The 21,016-nt window shown below is 57.9% G+C and carries 22 protein-coding genes; 15 read left to right on the top strand and 7 right to left on the bottom strand.

Translation table 11 applies throughout. The annotated features are described in order from the left end of the window. Nucleotides 1-23 precede the first annotated feature (23 nt). Nucleotides 24-914, top strand: a complete 891-nt coding sequence (locus DK510_RS13580) for a LysR family transcriptional regulator (RefSeq protein WP_109312552.1) — start codon at nucleotides 24-26, stop codon at nucleotides 912-914. A gap of 1 nt (nucleotide 915) precedes the next feature. Here DK510_RS13580 and irrA read toward each other — a convergent pair whose 3' ends face one another. Further along, nucleotides 916-1,332, bottom strand: coding sequence for an iron response transcriptional regulator IrrA (irrA, locus tag DK510_RS13575; protein WP_109312620.1), 417 nt, complete (start codon nucleotides 1,330-1,332; stop codon nucleotides 916-918). Between the two features lie 188 nt (nucleotides 1,333-1,520). Between irrA and fabA the strand changes: the two genes are divergently transcribed. The 4 genes from fabA to DK510_RS13555 are packed head-to-tail and all read left to right on the top strand — an operon-like array spanning nucleotide 1,521 to nucleotide 4,336. Continuing rightward, nucleotides 1,521-2,030, top strand: a complete 510-nt coding sequence (gene fabA, locus DK510_RS13570) for a bifunctional 3-hydroxydecanoyl-ACP dehydratase/trans-2-decenoyl-ACP isomerase (RefSeq protein WP_058279458.1) — start codon at nucleotides 1,521-1,523, stop codon at nucleotides 2,028-2,030. 31 nt (nucleotides 2,031-2,061) lie between these two features. Beyond that, nucleotides 2,062-3,291, top strand: coding sequence for a beta-ketoacyl-ACP synthase I (gene fabB / locus DK510_RS13565; protein WP_109312551.1), 1,230 nt, complete (start codon nucleotides 2,062-2,064; stop codon nucleotides 3,289-3,291). A 5-nt stretch (nucleotides 3,292-3,296) separates the two neighbouring features. Beyond that, on the top strand, nucleotides 3,297-4,088 hold the full coding sequence (locus DK510_RS13560) for an enoyl-ACP reductase (protein WP_108860946.1): 792 nt from the start codon (nucleotides 3,297-3,299) through the stop codon (nucleotides 4,086-4,088). Nucleotides 4,089-4,147: 59 nt separating this feature from the next. Then, on the top strand, nucleotides 4,148-4,336 hold the full coding sequence (locus DK510_RS13555; RefSeq protein ID WP_109312550.1) for a hypothetical protein: 189 nt from the start codon (nucleotides 4,148-4,150) through the stop codon (nucleotides 4,334-4,336). Between the two features lie 18 nt (nucleotides 4,337-4,354). Here the strand turns inward: DK510_RS13555 and DK510_RS13550 are convergent, their stop codons facing one another. Continuing rightward, nucleotides 4,355-4,783 (bottom strand): peptidylprolyl isomerase, encoded by a 429-nt coding sequence (locus DK510_RS13550; protein ID WP_109312549.1) that lies wholly within the window; start codon nucleotides 4,781-4,783, stop codon nucleotides 4,355-4,357. Between the two features lie 128 nt (nucleotides 4,784-4,911). Between DK510_RS13550 and DK510_RS13545 the strand changes: the two genes are divergently transcribed. The 9 genes from DK510_RS13545 (at nucleotide 4,912) to DK510_RS13505 (ending at nucleotide 13,085) form a co-directional block, all read left to right on the top strand. Next, nucleotides 4,912-5,598, top strand: a complete 687-nt coding sequence (locus DK510_RS13545) for a haloacid dehalogenase type II (RefSeq protein ID WP_109312548.1) — start codon at nucleotides 4,912-4,914, stop codon at nucleotides 5,596-5,598. Next, on the top strand, nucleotides 5,598-6,425 hold the full coding sequence (locus tag DK510_RS13540) for an alpha/beta fold hydrolase (RefSeq protein WP_109312547.1): 828 nt from the start codon (nucleotides 5,598-5,600) through the stop codon (nucleotides 6,423-6,425). The genes DK510_RS13545 and DK510_RS13540 overlap by 1 nt, the downstream gene beginning before the upstream one ends. Next, the gene (locus DK510_RS13535; protein ID WP_109312546.1) at nucleotides 6,422-7,396 is read left to right on the top strand and encodes a threonine/serine dehydratase; all 975 of its coding nucleotides are present in this window, start codon (nucleotides 6,422-6,424) and stop codon (nucleotides 7,394-7,396) included. The genes DK510_RS13540 and DK510_RS13535 overlap by 4 nt, the downstream gene beginning before the upstream one ends. Before the next feature lie 59 nt (nucleotides 7,397-7,455). Continuing rightward, nucleotides 7,456-8,244, top strand: coding sequence for a 3-oxoadipate enol-lactonase (gene pcaD / locus DK510_RS13530; RefSeq protein ID WP_109312545.1), 789 nt, complete (start codon nucleotides 7,456-7,458; stop codon nucleotides 8,242-8,244). Between the two features lie 12 nt (nucleotides 8,245-8,256). Beyond that, the gene (locus DK510_RS13525; protein WP_109312544.1) at nucleotides 8,257-8,985 is read left to right on the top strand and encodes an alpha/beta fold hydrolase; all 729 of its coding nucleotides are present in this window, start codon (nucleotides 8,257-8,259) and stop codon (nucleotides 8,983-8,985) included. A 67-nt stretch (nucleotides 8,986-9,052) separates the two neighbouring features. After that, entirely contained in the window at nucleotides 9,053-10,252 is a 1,200-nt protein-coding gene (locus DK510_RS13520; RefSeq protein WP_058273145.1) for a TCR/Tet family MFS transporter, read from the top strand. An 81-nt stretch (nucleotides 10,253-10,333) separates the two neighbouring features. Next, nucleotides 10,334-11,428: a Zn-dependent alcohol dehydrogenase gene (locus DK510_RS13515; protein WP_109312543.1), complete on the top strand. Its 1,095-nt coding sequence runs from the start codon at nucleotides 10,334-10,336 to the stop codon at nucleotides 11,426-11,428. 24 nt (nucleotides 11,429-11,452) lie between these two features. Further along, nucleotides 11,453-12,685 (top strand): mandelate racemase/muconate lactonizing enzyme family protein, encoded by a 1,233-nt coding sequence (locus DK510_RS13510; RefSeq protein WP_109312542.1) that lies wholly within the window; start codon nucleotides 11,453-11,455, stop codon nucleotides 12,683-12,685. A 109-nt stretch (nucleotides 12,686-12,794) separates the two neighbouring features. Beyond that, nucleotides 12,795-13,085, top strand: coding sequence for a helix-turn-helix transcriptional regulator (locus DK510_RS13505; RefSeq protein WP_058273231.1), 291 nt, complete (start codon nucleotides 12,795-12,797; stop codon nucleotides 13,083-13,085). A gap of 3 nt (nucleotides 13,086-13,088) precedes the next feature. Here DK510_RS13505 and DK510_RS13500 read toward each other — a convergent pair whose 3' ends face one another. After that, nucleotides 13,089-16,085 (bottom strand): cyclic nucleotide-binding domain-containing protein, encoded by a 2,997-nt coding sequence (locus DK510_RS13500; protein ID WP_200833244.1) that lies wholly within the window; start codon nucleotides 16,083-16,085, stop codon nucleotides 13,089-13,091. A 243-nt stretch (nucleotides 16,086-16,328) separates the two neighbouring features. Between DK510_RS13500 and DK510_RS13495 the strand changes: the two genes are divergently transcribed. Beyond that, nucleotides 16,329-16,688, top strand: coding sequence for a DUF3307 domain-containing protein (locus tag DK510_RS13495; protein ID WP_370246362.1), 360 nt, complete (start codon nucleotides 16,329-16,331; stop codon nucleotides 16,686-16,688). 12 nt (nucleotides 16,689-16,700) lie between these two features. On the opposite strand, the gene DK510_RS13490 is transcribed toward DK510_RS13495, so the two are convergent. Genes DK510_RS13490 through DK510_RS13475 form a run of 4 tightly spaced genes read right to left on the bottom strand, consistent with a single transcriptional unit; the run spans nucleotide 16,701 to nucleotide 21,015 of the window. Further along, the gene (locus DK510_RS13490) at nucleotides 16,701-17,432 is read right to left on the bottom strand and encodes a hypothetical protein (protein WP_109312539.1); all 732 of its coding nucleotides are present in this window, start codon (nucleotides 17,430-17,432) and stop codon (nucleotides 16,701-16,703) included. Between the two features lie 56 nt (nucleotides 17,433-17,488). After that, nucleotides 17,489-18,793, bottom strand: coding sequence for an FAD-binding oxidoreductase (locus tag DK510_RS13485; RefSeq protein ID WP_109312538.1), 1,305 nt, complete (start codon nucleotides 18,791-18,793; stop codon nucleotides 17,489-17,491). Continuing rightward, nucleotides 18,790-19,464 carry a TetR/AcrR family transcriptional regulator gene (locus DK510_RS13480; protein ID WP_109312537.1) on the bottom strand — a complete coding sequence of 225 codons (675 nt, stop codon included), beginning with the start codon at nucleotides 19,462-19,464 and terminating at the stop codon, nucleotides 18,790-18,792. The genes DK510_RS13485 and DK510_RS13480 overlap by 4 nt, the downstream gene beginning before the upstream one ends. Continuing rightward, nucleotides 19,465-21,015: a trimethylamine methyltransferase family protein gene (locus DK510_RS13475; RefSeq protein ID WP_109312536.1), complete on the bottom strand. Its 1,551-nt coding sequence runs from the start codon at nucleotides 21,013-21,015 to the stop codon at nucleotides 19,465-19,467. It abuts the gene before it with no gap. Nucleotide 21,016 lies beyond the last annotated feature (1 nt).

The following is a 21,016-nucleotide window of genomic DNA, read 5'->3' as shown; positions in this document are numbered from 1 at the left end:
CTTTCTAAGGTAGGTTTAATTTCATGTTATATATTTCACTTCGCCAATACGAATATGTCTGTGCTATCGGCCGCTTCGGCAGCTTGTCTGCCGCCGCGCAGCAGCTGAACGTGTCACAACCGGCGCTGTCCACCGCCCTGACGCGCGTCGAATCGCATCTTGGCCATCCGCTATTTTCGCGAAAACGCGGGGCCGCGCTGGCGCTGACCCCGCAAGGACGCAGATTTATCGAAGACGCGGAAAACTTGCTGACCAATGCGGCCCGGCTTGAGAAAGCGGATCAAGTCAGTGCAACCAGGGCACAGTTACGATTGGGGTGTTTCGTGGATTTGGCCCCTTTTTTGCTGGCCAAGGCGCTGCTCCCGCTGCGCGTGGCACTGCCGGATTTGACCGTCTCGTACAAGGTGGATGGATTCGAAGGGCTGATATCTGACCTGATCGACGGGCGAATAGATTTGGCGCTGACTTACAGCCTGAGCATGGATGCCGGATTTCAACAGCTAACCCTTTTCCCCAGCAGGCCAAACGCCATCATGGCCCCGAACCACCCATTGGTACGCGCGCCGTCTGTTTCGCTGAGCGAGCTGGCCGCCCATCCGCTGATCCTGTCAAACGAAGGCCTCTCATCACAGCACGTGCTTGGGTTGTTTCGGCAGATCGGATTGCGACCTGCAGTGGCACACCGAGCGGCAACGCTGGAAATCCAACGCAGTCTTGCCGCTCATCATGAGGGGGTTGCGATCAGCTATGCCACCCCGCCCTCGGACGTCAGCTATGACGGAATGCCCCTGGTCAGTCGCCGAATCCTGGATGACATCGCTGCGGAACCTGTGGTTCTAGCGCGCCATGGCACCGGCCCAACAGAGCCGCACATTGCACAGGCGGAACAGATTCTGATGGATTTTTTAGTCTAAGTTACTTTTTCCGCAGACGGATCACTACGTCGACCGACGCGATTTCAACGCCCTCGGGCGCTTCGGGCAGGCGTTGAATCACCAATTGATCCGACGGCGCATCACTCAGGCGGCTTTCGTCTTCCCAGAAAAAATGCGGATGATCGTGGGTATTGGTATCGAAATAGCTTTTCGAACCATCAACCGTGATCTCCTGCAGAACCCCGGCCTCACAAAACGCGCGCAGCGTGTTGTAGACCGTTGCCAGAGATACGGCGTCCCCATTCTTTTTGGCCGCTTCAAACAGGCTTTCGGCAGTGACATGCCGATGGCGACCATCGCCGACTAAAAGCTCGGCCAAAGCGACACGCTGGCGCGTTGGGCGCAGCCCCGCGTCAACCAACCAATCTGTGGCTCTGTTCTGGCTCTGAGGTGTCATCAATCCGAAACCCAATTGTTGCTGAACCATATATAGGTGCTGTGTTCGGGTAATTTCAAATGAAATTCATTCGCAAAGAATGCCGTCTGCACAACAGGATGTGACGTGCTGCTCTTGCAGGACCTTGCATACGGGTGCTAGACGAGGCCAGATATAACGAACGGACCCCTGGCAGGAGAGGCGGCAGAATGGCCCAATTCCCGAGCAGCTTTGACAAGGACGATCTGCTGAAATGCGCCCGTGGCGAATTATTCGGCCCCGGCAATGCGCAATTGCCTGCACCTCCGATGCTGATGATGGATCGGATCACCGACATCTCGGCCGATGGTGGCGCGCATGGCAAAGGCCATATTCTGGCTGAATTCGACATCACCCCTGACCTGTGGTTCTTTGATTGCCACTTCCCCGGCAACCCGATCATGCCCGGCTGTCTGGGGCTGGATGGCCTGTGGCAGCTGACCGGGTTCAACCTGGGCTGGCGTGGCTGGCAGGGACGCGGCATGGCCGTAGGCGTCGGCGAGGTCAAACTGACCGGCATGGTCCGCCCCGACCGCAAGATGCTGACCTACAAGATCGACTTCAAAAAAGCGATCCAGACCCGCCGTCTGACCATGGGTGTGGCGGATGGTATCGTCGAAGCGGACGGTGAAATGATTTACGATGTCAAAGACATGAAAGTCGTTCTGTCCGAAGCCTGAGCCTGACCGGCCCGAAATAAGGAGCACGCACATGCGTCGAGTAGTTGTCACCGGTTTGGGGGTTGTGTCCTCCATCGGGAACAATGCCCAGGAAGTAATGGCCTCTCTCAAGGCCGGAAAGTCCGGCATCGAGGCCAACGAGCAGATGGTCGAACACGGCTTTCGCAGCCAAATCGCCGGAACGCTCAAGATTGATCCGGCTGAGCATGTAGACAAGCGTACCCTTCGCTTCATGGGTCCCGGTGCAGCATACGCACATATCGCCATGAACCAGGCTATCGCCGACGCGGGCTTGACAGAAGACCAGGTCGTGAACCCGCGTACCGGTTTGGTTGCCGGTTCCGGCGGTCCGTCGACCAGCGCAATGCTAACAGCGCATCAAACAGTCCTGAAAACTGGTGCGACTAAGCGTATCGGCCCGTTCGCCGTGCCAAAATGCATGTGTTCGACGATCTCGGCCAACCTTGCGACCGCGTTCAAGATCAAGGGCATCAACTACTCGATCACCTCGGCCTGCTCGACCTCGCTGCATTGCATTGGTAATGCAGCCGAACAGATCATGCTGGGCAAGCAGGACGTCATGTTCGCTGGCGGTGGAGAAGAGCTGGATTGGACACTGTCCTGCCTGTTCGACGCGATGGGTGCGATGTCATCCAAATACAATGACACGCCGGACAAAGCGTCGCGTGCGTTTGACCAGGACCGTGATGGCTTCGTCATCTCGGGCGGCGGCGGGATCGTCGTTCTAGAGGATCTGGAGCACGCGCTGGCTCGCGGTGCAAAGATTTATGCCGAAGTGACCGGTTATGCGGCCACATCGGATGGCCACGACATGGTGGCCCCGTCCGGTGAAGGTGGCGAGCGCGCGATGCGTCTGGCTCTGTCGACCATGCCCGAAGGGCGCAAAGTCGGCTATATCAACGCCCATGGCACCTCGACCCCGGTTGGAGATGTCGGCGAAGTTGAAGCCGTGCGCCGCATCTTTGGTGAAGGCAATGTGCCCCCGATCTCATCGACCAAGTCGATGACCGGACACGCACAGGGTGCGGCAGGCGCGCTTGAGACGATCTTCTGCCTGCTGATGCTGGACAATGATTTTATTACGCCGTCGATCAATGTCGACACGCTTGCCGAAGGCATCTTGCCCGGTGAAATTGCAACTCAAGTAGTTGAAAACGCAGGATTGGACAGTGTGATGACCAACAGCTTCGGCTTTGGCGGCACCAACGGGTCCATGATCCTGTCGAAGTATAACGGGTGAATGTAATGTCGGATCTTCTAAAAGGTAAACGCGGCCTGATCATGGGCGTGGCCAATGACCGCTCGATTGCGTGGGGCATTGCCAAGGCCATGCATGAGGCCGGTGCCGAACTGGCATTCACATATCAGGGCGAGGCGTTCGGTAAACGTCTTGAGCCGTTGGCCCAAAGCCTGGGCAGTGATTTCATGGTGGACGCGGACGTCACGGATGACGCCTCGCTGGATCGCGCATTCGAAGAGCTTGGCGCGCGCTGGCCCACCATCGACTTCGTGGTTCATGCGATCGCATATTCGGACAAATCCGAACTGACGGGACGTTTTCTGAACACCACGCGTGCCAACTTCAAGCACTCGCTGGACGTGTCGGCGTATTCCTTCATCGAGGTCGCGCGCCGCGCTTATCCGCTGATGCAAGAGAATGGCGGCACGCTGCTGACCCTGACGTATCAGGGATCGAACAAGGTTGTGCCGAACTATAACGTCATGGGTGTGGCCAAGGCCGCGCTGGAATCGGCGACCCGCTATCTGGCCAACGATCTGGGCCCGGAAGGCATTCGCGTTAATGCGATCTCGCCCGGCCCGATGAAGACGCTGGCAGGTGCCGCAATCGGCGGTGCCCGCAAGACTTACAAGTTCTGCGATCAGAACGCGCCCATGCGCTCGAACGCAACGCTCGAGGCTGTTGGCGGTACGGCGGTTTACCTCACTTCAGACGCGGGCGCATGCACCTCGGGCGAGATCATTCGCGTCGATGGCGGCTTCCACGTTCTGGGCATGCCGCAGCCTGATCACATGTGACCTGAACTTTCCCTGCCCGCGCCAAGATTTCACCATCTTTCACGGGCAGGGATATCGGCATGAGCAAAGCCGAACATATCCTTACCAGCAACACTCGCAGCATCCGGTCACGCCGCAGATCCGGGTTTCTGGGCACGCGTGGTCTCGTCGCGTTATTGGCCCTGACCACCCTATTGTTGTTTGTGTTTTTCACACAGCCGCAGATGCGGGAAACCGTTAAAGCCTGGATCAGCCTCATATCAGGCTGATCCAACTCGTTTCATGGGTCAGTTGATCGAAACGACCTCGATATCGAAAATCAGATCCTGACCGGCCAATGGATGGTTGGCATCCAGCGTGACGGTTGCTTCGTCAGCCTCAACCACCGTTACCGGAACGGCCTGTCCGTCCGGCGTTTGCATCTGCAACTGAGTGCCGGGATCCAACTGAATATCGTCCGGAATGCCTTCGCGCGGGATTTGCTGGCGCGCCGCGGGGTTGATCGGACCGTAGGCGTCAACGCAGGCGATCTCGACCCGCTTTTTGTCCCCAATGTTCAAACCCGGCATCGCCGAATCCAAACCCGGGATAATCTGGCCCGTGCCAACGACGAATTCCAGCGGGTCACGTCCTTCGGAACTGTCAAAGACGTTTCCGTCCAACAGCGTTCCTGTGTAATGGATGCGAACCGTGTCGCCTTGTTTGATTTCGGTCATATTGGTCTCCGGCCTCATTTGGGGTTTAGCGGCCAAGCCTAGGAGGTAACACGACATTGTAAACCCCACCCTCTTTCATGCCCGTTATTGTTGTGCAAACCTGCGCCGGACGATCAGGAGGGGACCGGATGCCAATCACAACCTGCATTTTTGATGCATATGGAACGCTGTTCGACGTGGCCGCCGCCGCGCGGCAAGCAGCCGGGGAACCGGGCTTTGAGAAACTGCAGCAAAAGTGGCCCGAACTTGCCAATCATTGGCGCCTGAAACAGCTGCAATACACTTGGCTGCGCGCGGTCACGGATGCTCACGCGGATTTCTGGGATGTTACACAGGATGGCCTCGACTGGGCGCTTGAGGCGACTGAGCTGCACGGCGACGCCACCCTGCGGCAGCGGTTGCTGGATCTCTACTGGGAATTGCAGGCCTATCCGGAAGTTCCGGAAATGCTGCGCGCATTGAAATCGGGTGGATTGCAAACAGCGATTTTGTCGAACGGCTCACCACCGATGCTGGACGGCGCGGTCCAGTCTGCGGGTATCGGAGAGGTTTTGGACGATGTGTTGTCGGTGGAAAGCGTCGGCGTGTTCAAACCGGACTCGCGTGTCTACGACCTTGTGCAAGAGCGTTTCCGCTGCGCCCGCGACGAGGTGCTGTTCGTCAGTTCAAACGGCTGGGACGCGGCTGGTGCCAGCGGGTATGGCTTTGTAACCGCCTGGGTCAATCGCGCCGGGGAGCCGATGGACCGCTTGCCATGGAAACCTGCGCATGTACTGTCCGACCTGACGACGATTCCGCAACTGGCTGGACTTTAATGGCATTTTTCACTTCGTCAGATGACAGGCTTCTTTTTTTCGAGGACACCGGCTCTGGTACACCTGTCCTTTGCCTTGCCGGGTTAACCCGCAACAGCAAGGATTTTTCGTTCCTCACGCCGCATCTGGGCGACATGCGGGTAATTGCGATGGATTACCGTGGTCGCGGACGCTCGGACCATGACCCGGACTTCATGAACTACAACGTCCTTCGCGAATCTCAAGACGCGATCGAGTTGCTGGACCATCTTGGTTTGGACCGTGTGAATGTCATAGGCACGTCGCGTGGGGGACTGATTGCCATGGCGCTTGCCGCCAGCCATCACGAACGGCTGTTGGGTGTTGTCCTGAACGATGTTGGCCCGGTGCTGGAACCATCGGGTATCGCCAAGATCATGGAATTTGTCGGCAAGCAGCCCGTTTCCAAAACACATGATTTGGCGGCTCGGGCGTTGCAGCACGTCTTGGGGCCCCAATTTCCCGGCGTGTCACTAGCGCGTTGGCGACAGCAGGCGGAAGTCCAATTCGACGAAACGCCAGATGGTCTGACCCTCTGCTATGATCCTGCGCTGCGTACAGCGCTTCTGGAACAGGCCGCTGCAGGGCCCGCCCCTGATCTGTGGCCCCTGTTTGAAGCACTGCAGAGCATTCCAACCGGCGTCATTCGCGGCGCAAATTCGGATATTTTGGGCAAAGACACGCTGACTGAAATGCACAACCGCCACCCTGATCTTATATCGGCAGAAATACCCGACCGTGGTCATCCCCCGTTTCTGGATGAACCACAGTCAGTAGAACTCATTCGCAAGGTACTAGTCACCGCATGAGCACACTTGAAATGATCGAGGCCGCCGCCGAGCGCCTTAGAGGGCATGTTCGCGAGACACCGATTCTAACCTCGCCGTTTCTGGACGAAATCGCGGGCCGCCGCGTGCTGGTGAAACCCGAATGCCTGCAACACACCGGCAGCTTCAAGTTTCGCGGCGCCTGGTCGGCCATTTCGGCGCTCAGCGACGCGCAACGACAACGCGGCGTGATTGCCTATTCTTCGGGCAATCACGCGCAGGGCGTGGCCTATGCGGCCACACAGCATGGGATTTCATCGGTCATCGTCATGCCCTCTGACGCACCGCAGCTAAAGATCAACAACAGCCGCGCGCTGGGGGGCGAGGTCGTTCTGTATGACCGCGCGAACGAAAGCCGCGAAGAAATTGGCGAGGCGCTGGCGTCCCAACGCAGTCTGACCCTGATCCGGCCTTACGACGAACCTCAGGTCATCGCAGGACAAGGCACAGTCGGGTTGGAGCTGGCGCGGCAGACGGCCGATTTGGGTTTCGAAAAGGCAGATGTTCTGGTGTGCTGCGGCGGCGGCGGGTTGACCTCAGGCATTGCGCTGGCGCTGGAAGGCCACGCGCCGGGGCTGCGGGCTCGCCCGTGCGAGCCCCAAGGGTTCGACGACGTCAAACGGTCTTTGGCAACCGGGCATATTCAAAGCAACAACGCCGCATCGGGCAACATTTGCGATGCGATCCTGACGCCGGAACCGGGCCAGATCACCTTTCCGATCCTGAATAGGCTGTGCGGTCCGGGCTTGTCGGTGTCCGAGGAAGACGCGCTTCGCGCCATGGCGCAGGCGTTTTTGCGCCTCAAGATCGTGCTGGAACCAGGCGGGGCAGTATCGCTGGCCTCAGCCCTTTTCCGCGCCGAAGAAATCGAGGGCGACACTGTGATCGTAGTAGCATCGGGCGGCAACGCCGACCCCGAAGTCTTTGGAAAAGCGCTGGAATACCTGACCTGACAAGTCGTTTAGGCTGGGGCAACCTGACATTTGGGCGTATGACGCCAGGGGATTGAGTCGTGCAGATCGCAGACATTGGAAACGTTCAAATCCACTATCGGGTCGATGGTGATCCAGACGGCGCGCCGATTGTGTTTGCCAATTCATTGGGAACCGACCTGCGGCTGTGGGACGATTTGCTGCCGCACCTGCCTGCCGGGCTGCGCATCATCCGATTTGATAAGCGCGGGCACGGCCTGTCCTCTCGACCACCGGCACCTTATTCGATGGGCGCCCTCGTGCGCGATACGGAAGGTCTGCTTGATTTCCTGGAGGTGCGCGATTGCGTGTTTGTCGGCCTTTCAATCGGCGGGTTGATCGGGCAAGGACTGGCCGTAAAACGTCTGGATCAGGTTCGCGCCTTGGTGCTGTCCAACACGGCAGCCAAGATCGGTATTCCTTCGATCTGGCAGGACCGCATGGACGCGGTACAAAAGGGCGGGATCGAAGCCCTAGCGGATGCCACCATGGAGCGCTGGTTTTCAAAGGCGTTTCGCGCATCACCCGAGCATCTGATTTGGCGTAACATGATGGTGCGCCAGCCAGTGGATGGCTATCTGGGCTGCTGCGCGGCAATCTCTGGCACAGACTTCTACACCCCCACCAGTGGCCTACGCCTGCCGACCCTTGGCATCGCCGGCAGCGAGGACGGATCGACCCCACCGGATCTTGTGCGGGAAACCGTTGACTTGATCCCCGGCTCTCGGTTCGAGCTGATGCGACGCGCTGGGCACTTGCCTTGTGTGGAACAGCCGGCAGAATACGCGGCATTGCTGCACAGCTTTCTGACGGAAATCGGACATGTTTGAAGGAGCCTTGGTTTGGCCGATCTTCTGTTAGTCCATGGGTCCTGCCACGGTGCCTGGTGTTGGCGCGACCTTATCCCGGCGTTGGAAGCGCTGGGGCATGAGGTACGTGCCATTGACCTGCCCAGCCACGGATCGGATCCGACGCCCGTTGCCGATGTGACGCTGGACAGCTGTCGCGACACAATTTTGGGTGCGACCTCGCCCAATACAATCATTGTCGGTCATTCCTGGGGTGGCTACCCGATCAGTGCCGCAGCCGAAGCCGCACCGGAGGCCATGCGCGCCCTTGTCTACCTTGCCGCCTACGTCCCGCAGGATGGTCTTTCGATGGTTGAAATGCGCAAACGATCACCCCGGCAGACAATCCATGATGCGGTCGAAAAATCAACCGACGGCCTTTCGTATACGGTTGTACCAAGCAAGGTGCATGACCTGTTTTACCACGACTGCCCACCGGAAACTGTGCCATTCGCGTTTGCGCGGCTTTGCCCGCAAGCCATCGCACCACAGGACACCCCCTTGCCCCTGACCGGCAAATTCGACCGTGTTCCCAGGGCCTACATCCGGACTACCGATGACCGGACGATCCCGACCGAATACCAGGAACAAATGAGCCGCAGCGCCCCCGAAGCGATGCGGCATACGATTGGCACGTCGCATTCCCCATTCTTTGCACAACCGCAAAAACTGGCTGAATTGTTGGACAAAATCGCAAAAGACCTGCCAGGGTCACAAGTCTGAGCGCATCCCTTTCAACCCGCATCGTCTGCGGATAAGGTCCGCCCAAATTATCATCCTTGCGGTTCAAATGCGTCTTCCCTTTTTCTTCGTCCTTCTCACGGTCATGATCGACGCCATGGGCATCGGCCTTGTCCTGCCTATCATGCCGGAACTGATCGTCGAGGTTCAGGGCGGCACATTGGCGACAGCTGCGATCTGGGGTGGCATCCTCAGCACCGCGTTTGCCGCCATGCAATTTGTGTTCGGACCGGTTCTGGGTAACCTTTCGGATGCTTACGGGCGACGGGTGGTATTGCTGGTCTCGCTGTTCGTCATGTCACTGGACTATGTTGTCATGGCGCTTGCGGGCAGCATCTGGTTGCTGTTGGCCGGACGCATCGTCGGAGGCATTACGGCTGCCACGCATGCAACGGCGGCGGCCTTCATGGCGGATGTGTCGAAACCCCACGAAAAGGCTGCAAACTTTGGCCTATTGGGCGCAGCATTTGGCGTCGGGTTTGTCTTTGGCCCAGTACTTGGAGGGCTGCTGAGCGAATATGGCACACGTGCACCGTTTTGGGCTGCGGCGGGTTTGTCTGCCCTGGCCTTCGTCATCGGTGTATGTGTCATGCCCGAGACGGTCACCGACAAGACGCGCCGGGCCTTCAGCCTGAGGCGGGCAAACCCAGTGAACTCGTTGCGCGCGATTGCCGCGTTGCCCGGGATCCGGCCGATGCTGTGGGTCTATCTCCTGTACTCAATATCGATCTATGTCTACCCGGCAATTTGGGCGTATTTCACAACCGAACGGTTCGGCTGGTCACCACAAATGATCGGCCTGTCACTAGGCGTCTACGGGATCGGCATGGCGGCCGTTCAGGGCGGCCTGATCCGTCCCGCAACCAAGTATTTGGGGGAACGCGTCACAATCATCTACGGCATGGGGTTCGAGCTGTTTAGCTTTTTTCTTCTGGCCTTCCTGACCAATGGGATCATTGCCTTGATGCTGATCCCGATCACCGCCATCGGAGCGGTTGTGACCCCTGCCCTGCAGGCCCTGATGTCGCGCAAGACGCCCGACTCGCAACAGGGTGAACTGCAGGGTGTACTGACATCCTTGCACGCTTTGTCGATGGTCATCGCACCGTTGCTCATGACCAGCGTGTTCGCCCAGTTCATCAAGCCCGACGCGGCGATCTACTTGCCGGGCGCACCATTCCTCTTGGCATTCGTCATGATGGTGATCTGTCTTCTTGTGTTTTCCCGTTCACGTGGGGTCATGGCATAACTACGACATCCCTTTGACGGATTCTGCCTTGCAGTGCCCCCATAAGCGCGCCACCGTGGCGCAAAGCGAGAGAGGGACAGCATGCAAACCATCAAAGCCGCCGTTTGCCGGGCGTTCGGCGAACCTCTGGTCATCGAAGACATTCAAATCGCACCGCCCAAGTCAGATGAGGTCGAGGTGACGTTGGATGCAGTGGCAATTTGCCATTCGGACATATCATTTGCTGGTGGTGCGTGGGGCGGACACCTTCCTGCCGTCTACGGGCACGAGGCTGCGGGCATTATCACAGCGGTCGGAGACTCGGCAGGTGAATTTCAGGTCGGGGACCCGGTTGTCGTTACCCTGATCCGGGCATGTGGCTCGTGCCCATCTTGCGCGGGGGGGAAACCAACTGTCTGCGAAACGCCTTATGACAAGGTCAACGGGCCGTTGCGCACAGCAGATGGCGGACCACTGGAGCAGGCAATGGCCTGCGGAGCTTTTGCAGAAAAAGTTGTGGTAAGCCACCGGCAGATTGTCAAAATACCACAGACGTTGCCCAAAGACGTTGCCAGCCTGCTGTCCTGCGGTGTGATCACGGGCGTCGGCGCCGCCGTCAATGCCGCCGGGCTGCGGCCCGGTCAGGATGTGGTGGTGATCGGTGCTGGAGGTGTCGGGCTGAACGCAATTCAGGGCGCCCGCATCGCCGGTGCACGCCGCATTGTGGCCGTGGATATGACCGAAGAGAAGCTGGCCATTGCCAAGGAATTTGGCGCGACTCACGGCGTTTTGGCCGATCAGAAAGCGCCCTGGAAGGCCGCCTACAAGGCGCTTGGGGGTCGCGGCGCAGATGCCGTTTTGATCACCGTCGGCGCGATTCCTGCCTACGACCAAGCCCCTCGTTATTTGGGTCCGGGTGGTAAGGCGGTAATGATCGGAATGCCCCACTCAGGGGATATGGCAAGCTACGAGCCGGTAGTTCTGGCGGCGCTGGGTCAGGGTTTGATCGGATCAAAAATGGGCGATGTTGTCATCCAGCGGGATATTCCGTGGATGATCGACCTTTATGATCAGGGACGCCTGAAACTGGATGAACTGATCTCGGGCCGGTGGTCGCTGTCGCAGATCAACGAAGCGATCGAGGACACCAAAACCGGATCCGCCAAGCGTAACGTGATCGTTTTCGACAGGGATTAACCCGGCAGGGCAGGAGACCACCTGATGAAACTGCAAGACCTCGACATCATTGTCACCGCCCCTCCTGCGCCCGGATGGGGCGGGCGGTATTGGATCCTGGTCAAAGTCACGACCGATACTGGGATCACGGGCTGGGGGGAATGCTATGCATCCTCGGTTGGCCCCGAGGCGATGCGCCATGTCATTCGGGACGTGTTTGAACGGCACATGCTGGGAGAGAACCCCGAAAACATCGAGCTGATGTTCCGCCGAGCATACTCCAGCGGGTTTACCCAGCGTCCCGATCTGACGGTCATGGGCGCGTTTTCCGGACTGGAAATCGCCTGCTGGGACATCCTGGGCAAGGATCGCGATCGCCCGGTCTACGCCTTGCTGGGCGGATTGGTGAACGAACGCATAAGGGCCTACACCTATCTGTATCCCCTGCCCCAACATAATCTGAACGATTTCTGGACGTCGCCTGAACAAGCGGGCGAATGTGCCGCCGAAATGGTCCGGCGCGGGTTCACAGCCGTCAAGTTCGACCCCGCCGGGCCTTACACTGTTCGGGGCGGGCACATGCCTGCGATGTCCGATATCTCGATGTCTATTGCGTTCTGCAAAGCGATCCGAGAGACCGTGGGCGACAAAGCCGACCTGCTGTTCGGCACCCACGGGCAATTCAACACCGCGGGCGCAATCCGGTTGGGTCAGGCGCTTGAACCCTATTCACCGCTTTGGTACGAGGAGCCGACCCCCCCGGACATGATCGAAGACATGGCCCGCGTCGCGCGAAACGTTCGGATCCCGGTCGCAACCGGTGAACGGATGACGACCAAGGCCGAATTCTCTGCCGTTTTGCGAGCTGGGGCGGCGGAGATCCTGCAACCCGCGCTGGGGCGTGCCGGCGGCATTTGGGAGATGAAGAAAGTGGCCGCCATCGCCGAGGTCTTCAACGCCCAGATGGCCCCACATTTGTACGCGGGTCCGGTTGAATGGGCCGCGAATATCCATCTAGCCGCGTCCATCCCCAACCTGCTGCTGCTTGAGACCATAGACACGGCGTTTCACGATCAACTCATCAACAGCTCCTTGCAGGTTGAGGCGGGATTTGTCCCTGCGCCGACCGCACCCGGCCTTGGTATCGAGGTGAACGAAGATCTTGCACGGGCGCACCCTTTCAACGGTGACGGCCTGCATCTGCAGATGCAGGAAGAGCCCTGTGATTACGTGAACGGAAACGCCTTTCAAGGTGGTGCCCCTGCAACCGAGGGGTGACAACCCAATAGGTCTTGGGGCACATTGACCCAACCAATAGGTGTTAAACAGGCCACGCGTGACACTCGAAGACGACCAAACCGAACAAACCGAAGCTGCGCTATCTGAAATGAAAGAAAGCGCGGCTCGGGCCTCTGCGTTTCTGAAAACGCTCGCGCATGAGGGTCGGTTGATGATCTTGTGCCATCTGGCCGACGGCGAAAAATCCGTGGGTGAGTTGGAGGCCTTGTTGCGTATCCGTCAGGCTGCAGTCAGTCAGATGCTGGCGCGCCTACGCGCTGAAAACATTGTTGCAACGCGCAGGGACGGAAAGTCCATCTATTACTCGCTGAACAACGACGGCGCGGCGCAGGTGATCGCTGTTCTTTACGATATGTTCTGCAGCCCCGACAGCGAATAACGCTTAGTTCGATACATAGCCCGCGATCACTTGCAACAGTTTGAACGCGGTTGCGGCGTCGTTTTCGACCACGGCCAGGAATTCTTCTTCACCAATACGCAGGCACGACAGTTCCGTTTCGGCGATCATGCTCAGCGCCCGAGGTTCCTTTCGGATCAGGCCCAACTCTCCGACCAGGGCACCGGGGCCGACCGTGGCAATCAACTGATCCACTCCGTCGGTTTGCGGAAGGTACAACCCGGCTTCCCCGTCCAGCACCACATAGGCACCGTCGGTTGGCTGATCGTCCTTAAGGAAAACAACCTCTCCTGCTTTGGCATCGAACCAGCGCGCGCCAAAGGCCAGCAGGCGCAGCTGTCGGCGGTCCAGCCCGGAAAACAGCGGTGTCTGTTCCAGCGCGCGCAGCTTGCGCGAGAGGTCAGCTGAGGCGGCACTGTCTTCTTCCACGTCCGCAGGTCCTTCATCCGAGACGACCCGACCTTGCCTGATTTCTACATACATGTCGAACACGCTCGGGTTTTCGAACTGGTCGTTCAGGTAGATCACTGTGGTATCCGGCAGCAGAGCGCGTAGATTTTTGTACACGGCGACTTTCGAGGCCATGTCATAACTGGCCAACGCGTCCTCAAGGATCAGAATATCCGGTTTCTTGATCGTCGCGCGCGTAAAGGACAGAGGTTCAGCAAAGACCGCTGGCAGGTTTTGGCCGCCAAGCGCCACCGGCACGTCATAGATCAGCTCAACTACCAACGGGCGCGCACCATTTTCGTTCAATACGTCCACGATCAGTTTGCGCGCCTCGTCCGAACGGGCGCCGCCGATCTGACTGACCTTTCCAAACAGGGCGTTCTCCAGAACTGTCAATCCGGGCGCGAATTTCGTTTTGTCCAAGGGCACAAATACATCCAGCAACCGCTCCAGCAGCTTTTCGGAATGGCTATGCCGCAGCTCAAGAATTCGGTCCTTTAGATCATCTGTAAACGCCGGGCCAATCTGTTCTGCCGATATCACGAACGGAACGGCCAGCAGGTTTGCCAGCTGTTCATCATTCAGCCCCGATACGCCCTCGTTCCGGGTCTTTTCGACCAGCTCGACCGCAGCCTCGTACGTTTGCGCCTCTAGTCCCAGTTTGCGAAACAGCGGGTGATCGGTGCCGTCCAGGCCAAAAATCTGGCGCAGCATTTCAATCACATCGCGTGTCAGGCTGACCAGTGTCTCGTCCAAACCAAATTCGCGCAACTGCTCAAGGAACACGGTCTGCTGCGCCAAAAGCTCTTGTGTGACGGGGACTTTGGGGGTGGCGAACAACAAGTTCTCCGCAACCGGCAAGGCAGGGTTATAGCGATTGCGGTCAAAGATCAGGGCCTGTTGCTCTAGCCCTGTTGCTTTCACCGCATCCTGAACCAAAGGTCGCAGTTCGACCAGTTTGTCGGCCAGCTCGGGATGCTCGGCGGCATCGAAGACCTGTTCGGCCCCGCGCAAAAACAGCGCCGCGCCGGAACCCATCCCGTCAATCAGTTTCAACCACCAGTCGCGCACCTCTTCAGCGCTGTCTAATCCCGCAGTCGTCGGGTCCAGCCAGTTTGCCTTGAAGGGGTCTGGGCTATTGCCGGCCCGCAACGTCTCATCATATCCGGGGTCGTTTGTTTCGGATGTCTGTGGCTTGAACCGCATCGGCATCATGACGTTGTCGCCCAGCGTACCTTGGAACATTACGGGTCGTGATGAAGCATACCCAATACGGGCGGCCACGACGCTTTGATGCAGCTCTGACAAACGGATTTCACCGATCCGAACCCGGCCCGAGCTGGGCAGAATTTCCCGCGTCAGCAACTCTGCCATAGCGCGGCGATCTTCTTCGCTGGGGGCAGCGATCCCGATGATTTTCCCGCTGGGAAAGGACAGGTCCAAATCATCCAGAACCTGGTTACCGTCCATATCGCGGACCGAGACATGGTCGAGCACGATGTCATCGTTCAGCCTTGGCGTGGCATCGGGTTCGCCATCGAACAGTTTTTCGTCATGCATTCCGGAAGGTGCAAATCGTTCCGTCACCACGTCCCAGCGCAGCGACATGTCCTGTGTCTGGTTATAATAGGTTAGCAGTTCCTTCCACGGTGAGCTGAGATCTTTATACGCAGCCAGGGCCGCAACCAGTGCACCAAGCGAAACCGAACCCTGCAGGACCAGAAGACCGCCAACCAAATAGAACAGGAACGGCGTCATCTGCGAGATGAAGTTGTTTATGAATTTCATAAAGAACTTCTTCTGGTAGATCTCGAACCGGATACCAAAAAGTCGCCCCAGCTGCTCAGACACCATCGCCCGGCGGTATCGCCACCCACCATTGGCACGCAACGTAGACGCGCCCGCCGCGTTCTCGCCGATTTGGGCGGCCAGTAGGCGAACCTCCTGAATGCGTTTTTTGTTCAGAAGGTTGATCTGACGCTGCAGTTTCGGAATCAGCCAGGCTTGCAGAGGGATCAACGCGACTGCCGCCAGCCCAAACCAGAAGCTTTGCAGAAAAAGGAAGGACAGGATGGTGATCATCTGACCCGCCTGCAAAACCGGTTGGCTGATCGCGTCCCCCATGAGCCCGCCCATCGGCTCGCTTTCGGCGGTGACCATCGACACCAGCTCACCTTGGCTGACGCGTTCGAAATAGGGTTGCGGGAAACGCAACGCGCGGCTGATCAGCACGTACCGGAAGCGGCGCAACATACGCTCGCTCAGCACGCCTTTCATTGTGTTGATGCGCATTTTCATCAGGCCATGCGCCAGCACCGCGATCAGAAACGCGATACACAGAATGATGAGGAATGTTGTCTGAGGCAGGCTATAACCCCAGACATCTACAACCGGGCTGGCCGCGCCAATCGCATCGTTGATGATGCGTTTGGGCAATTCGAGCGTCAGATAAAGTAGTGGAAACAACGTCGAGGTCACGGCCAGCAGAATCAACTGGTCGCGTTTTGAGTATTTCCAAATAAACTGGAAAATTGAACGTTCTATGGAACCTGCCCCTACTAAGGATCACCGAAACGATCTTGACGAAAGTGTCGTAAACCCAACACTCTGAATTTACCTTAGTCCAGCCAAAAGAGGCAAATAGTTTCCAATTTGATCAGTTAATTGCCGAGTGTGAACAAGTTCATTTGCGCAACCACAGATTAGTGCCTAGACTCCGTCTGGGACGATATCGGGAGGACTCATTTGACTGCCAGTATAGGCGCAGTGCTATTGATGCTCTGCTTGTTGCAGATCAAACATATGTTTGCGGATTTTTTTCTCCAGACTCCGAAAATGTTGGCAGGGCGCGGTGAGTATTTTCACGTGGGCCGTGCGCAGCATGCGGGCGTGCATGTCATGGGGTCAGTGATTGTCTTTTTAATTTTTGGCGCGCCGTGGTCGTTTATTTTGATCATTGCTGCACTGGAATGGATTGTTCACTTCAATATTGATTTCGCCAAAGCCAGCTATTCGGACAAAAAACAACTGATGCCGACGCAAGCCGCGTTTTGGCGGGCTGCGGGTCTGGACCAGTGTTTGCACAACCTGACTTACATCGCCATGGTCTGGGCCTGGGCTGAATTCGCGACCTGATCAGCGATTGCTTCAGGCGACGTATTCCAGGGATTGCGGACAATACGCGTCCAGCCACATTCGATCCAAATGGTCTATTCTAGCGGCGTCGAAACGTTCTTCTTCCTCCCAATAGCGACCAGACGAAACGAAGTAATTCAACTGTGCCTCTGCCTGCAGTGCCGCTTGCATACCCTTTGTCGAAAGCAGCCTGTCAGGCATTAGGGTGTCAGTCGTCACCGAAGGAAAGACCAGCCGGCTTTCACCCTGCGACAGTCGAACCACGCGGCAGTTCTGCGCGGCACCGAACAAAGCCAACCGGGCGGATTTTGCCTCGAGCGATCGCAGCGTCACATCAGCGCGCAAAGGGTCGGCTGCTCCGTTGCCGTAAAAATGGGTCTTGCCGGAATTCGGGTAAATCATGTCACAGCCAAAAAAGGCCAAGACGGCTGGCTGAAGCGCGGCCAAGGCCCAGTAACCAGCCGTAAACGCCATCGTGCCACCGGCATAGACAAATCCGCCAAACTTGTTTTGATGCGGAACGTATTCATCCGCCTCGACGATGCTTTGGCTGCGGACCAGTTCGTCCGGGCGATTGCAGATAGGGAAGTCCTCGGGATGGATGAGGAAATCCCAATCGTCGCGGATACGCCAGGCGTTGTTGATTGCAACGATGTGGGTAAACGGATCCCGCGACCACTCCCGAGCTGCAGCGGCGGCCGGTGCACTTCCAAGAATCAAAACGCGATGCGTCGGTTCGGCCATTCTGGGCCCTGCCCTTTTCCAATTCCCCGAAAGGATAGGGCGATTTTTTTCTTTAACTACCCCAGTACAGAAAAACTGCTTTCTTCGTTGATCGGGCGCTTGCGGGAATAGAACCCGACATCAATGCTCCGCCCGATATAGGGAAGTTCATATTGCAGCGGCTGCGCATCGTGATCCGCGCCGCCTTCACAATACGCGATCAGGGCCGTCATCATCTTGCCTGCGATCGGCGCGTTCTTGTACTGGTTCCCACTGGTCCCGCAGGCCATGTAAAACCCCGGCAGGCTGGATTTGTCATAGATCGGAATCCAGTCTGTGGATGCGTCATACAGGTCCACAACTCCGCGCGTTTTGGACGGGATGCCAAGACTTGGGACGCGCTGCGCGTATCGCATGGCCTGCGTTGTCCACTGGTCGGTGAAATCGTGGTTGTAATCCACATCATCCTCACACCACTGATGCGGGTCACATTCCGGATCTTCCGAGCCAACCAGAATGTGGTTGCCGTGTTCGGGCCGGCAGTAGCAGGCAATATCGCTGTCCGAGACAATCGTTCCATCGTTTTCGAAATCAAACCCCTCGGGTGCGGGGACGTGCACAACCTCTTGCCTCAACGGGCGGGTTTCGATCGTCATATCATCTAGGACACCCGCCATCTTGTTGATGATCGCCGAGCCGGGGCCCGCGACGTTCACAACGACTTTTGCGTGAATTTCTTCGCCCGAGGCAAGTTTAACACCCGAAACCCGACCGTCGCTGGACAATATCTCGACCACTTCGGCACCAGTGCGCACTTCTGCGCCATGCAGCTTGGCAGCATCCATCAAGTTCTGCGCGGACAAAGCCGGGTCGGTGACGTATCCCGCCTGCGGCCAGAAAACACCGCCCTGCATCTTGCGCCCGTTCGGATGCCCGAATTCCGGATCATCCATCCGGCGCGCCGGTGCGAAACTGTCCTGCGAGTAGATCGGCAAGCGCTCACCGACTTTGTCTGATGACCATTCTTCGAACGGGCAATCCAGATCGGCGCTGTTCTTCATGTGCTTTTCTAGCAAGCCATTGGCATCGGTCTTCATCACCAGACAGCCGGTTTCGCGGAATTGCGCCAGATTTGCATCCTCGGGCAGGCCGAGGTAGTCCGCCCAATCGCGCCAATAGTGGTAACCTTCCCACGCAAACGCCGTTCCATCGAAGGTCGAATAATGCATCCGAATAATCGCACATGACCCCGCGGTCGAACCGTGGCCAACCTGACTGTTTCGGTCCAGCGACAGGGTTTTCCAGCCTGCTTTGGCCATTTCAAAGGCGATGGCTGCGCCGATCACACCTGTTCCGATGATGATTGCGTCAGGTTGACTCATGAGGCTTCTCCCTTCCAATAGCGCATTGAATAGGCGCTGAATTCTTCGACTTCTTCGGTCTTGGGCTCAACCCCGGTGAAGACATAAAGGTAATGCGGAACCATTGCGATCCGCGTGGACATTGGCTCGTTCAGCTGTGCCAGATCATAACCGATCTGCATATAGTACAGCACGCGGGCACGCGTTTCGGCCTCGACTTCGGAATAGCCATAGCGCGCGAACATGGCGTGAAGCGCTTCGAGCCTGCGCGCATCCGATTGATCAAGCGCCCGGCGCACTTTGCCTGATTTGCGCGCCCAATCCCGGACGGCAAAATCCAACGCGGTATCGAACAGTTCAGTATTCACCACGCAACGATGCACGTTGCAAACGGCTGCGGTTATCGTATCCGCCGGGGCATTGGCCTGCGCGACCAAAGCCGCCGTATTCGTCGCATGCCAGCGCGCCAGCAGGGCATCCAAAAGCTCTTGCCGGGATTTGAAGTACCAATAGAAGGACGACCGCGACACAGCCATTCGTTCAGCCAGGTTCAGGACCTTGATCTGATCTACACCGTCCGAGATCAGGACATCCATAGCCACGTTCAGCCAGTCGTCACGCGTGACCTTGATATTGCCGACCAAAGGCTCGGCTTCGGGGTCGTCCCTGTGCAGGATAGGTTTCGTATTCATTCAACTCTCCGGCGGTGCGCCGCCTTCAGCGGTACGACGCGCGATAAAGTCCTGCAAGGCTCCGATACGGTCACTGTCACATGAAGGCGCTTTGAAGTCAGACAGAATACTCTTCCAAACCGCGGTCGCGCGATGATTGGCATCCATCGATCCGCGCTCTGTCCAGGTTCCGAAATTTGCGTAATCGTGCAAATGCGGTTCATAGAATTCGGTGTTGTACCGCTCCATCGTCTGGCTTGAGGCAAAGAAGTGCCCGCTGGGTTCGACTTCGCTCAGGGCGGTGTCGAAACCGATCTCGGCTGTACCTGCCTGCGCCCCTGCACAAAGCTCGGCCACCATGTTCAGGACCTCGGCGTCACAGATCATTTTCTCAAAAGAAACGGTTAAGCCACCCTCCAGCCAACCGGCCGAGTGAATGATTACCGTCGCCCCTGCCATCAGACAGCCCCAAAGACCAAACTGGTTTTCATTCGCTGCTTGAACATCGTTGATGTTCGACGCTGATCCGGCAGCCGACCGCCAAGGTAGGCCCAGATGCCGGGCCAATTGACCTGCGGCAAGCGAAGCCTGGAAATGTGAGGGTGTTCCAAATGCGGGCGCACCCGATTTCATATCCACGTTGCTGGTGAACGTGCCATAACACACCGGCGCACCCGGCTTGGTCAGCTGTGTCAGCGTCAGCGCCGCCAACGCCTCAGCATGTGAAAGTGTGATTGCGCCGGCCACGGTGATCGGGGCCATCGCGCCCATCAGAGTAAACGGCGTGATGATCGACATCTGTCCGTTGCGGGCGAAATCTATCAGCCCTTGCGCCATCGGTATGTCTAGCGTGCGCGGGCTGTTCGTATTGATGATCGTGTAGCAGTGTGCGCCCGCCTGAAACTCATCATCCGACAGCCCCCGCGCGATGGACAGCATTTCAAAGCAATCCATCACCTGCGGCGTCCCGCGTGAGAAAAAGAACGGGAACTTGTCGGTCAACTCCATCTGGGCCTGCGTCGTGAAGTAGTGGCGCAGGTTGGTTGGCACGTCCTGCGGTTCGACCTGAGGCGAGATCATCTGGAACACATCAAAATGGTGCGTCAGCTTGAGGAACTCCAGATAGTCCTGTCCAGTGGCCGGGCGGCGGCCGCGTTCAAGGTCCGTCGCGTTCGGTGCCCCTGCCCCCGGTTGAAACACCAGGCTGCCCAGTTCAAGGGTGAAGTCTCTGTGTCGCGCGCCTGCATGGCACGCAATCGACTTTGGTGCTGATGCGACGGCGGCTTCAACAATGTCGCGGCCGATGAAGACCATCTCGGCATCTTCATCCACCCGCGCGCCCGCTTTCGCAAAGAAACGCCGGGCTTCCGGAAGCAGGCATTTGACGCCCAACTCCTGAAGTGTTCGCGAGGCCGTTTCGTGCATATTTGCAATCTGGTCAGCCGGGAACACCTCCATCAACGGGAAGGGATTCTTCAACTGGCGATAATTCACGTCCCGACTGGGCGCAGAGGCGGCCTCGGCGCTTCGCCCGCGCCGTCGTCGCCCACGTTCGGATGTTTGTCCGATCATG

This window comes from Ruegeria sp. AU67 (assembly GCF_900312795.1).
GTDB classification, from domain to species: domain Bacteria; phylum Pseudomonadota; class Alphaproteobacteria; order Rhodobacterales; family Rhodobacteraceae; genus Ruegeria; species Ruegeria atlantica.
Note: the sequence above shows the minus strand (reverse complement) of the source record. Positions and strands in the feature narration are given on the sequence as shown.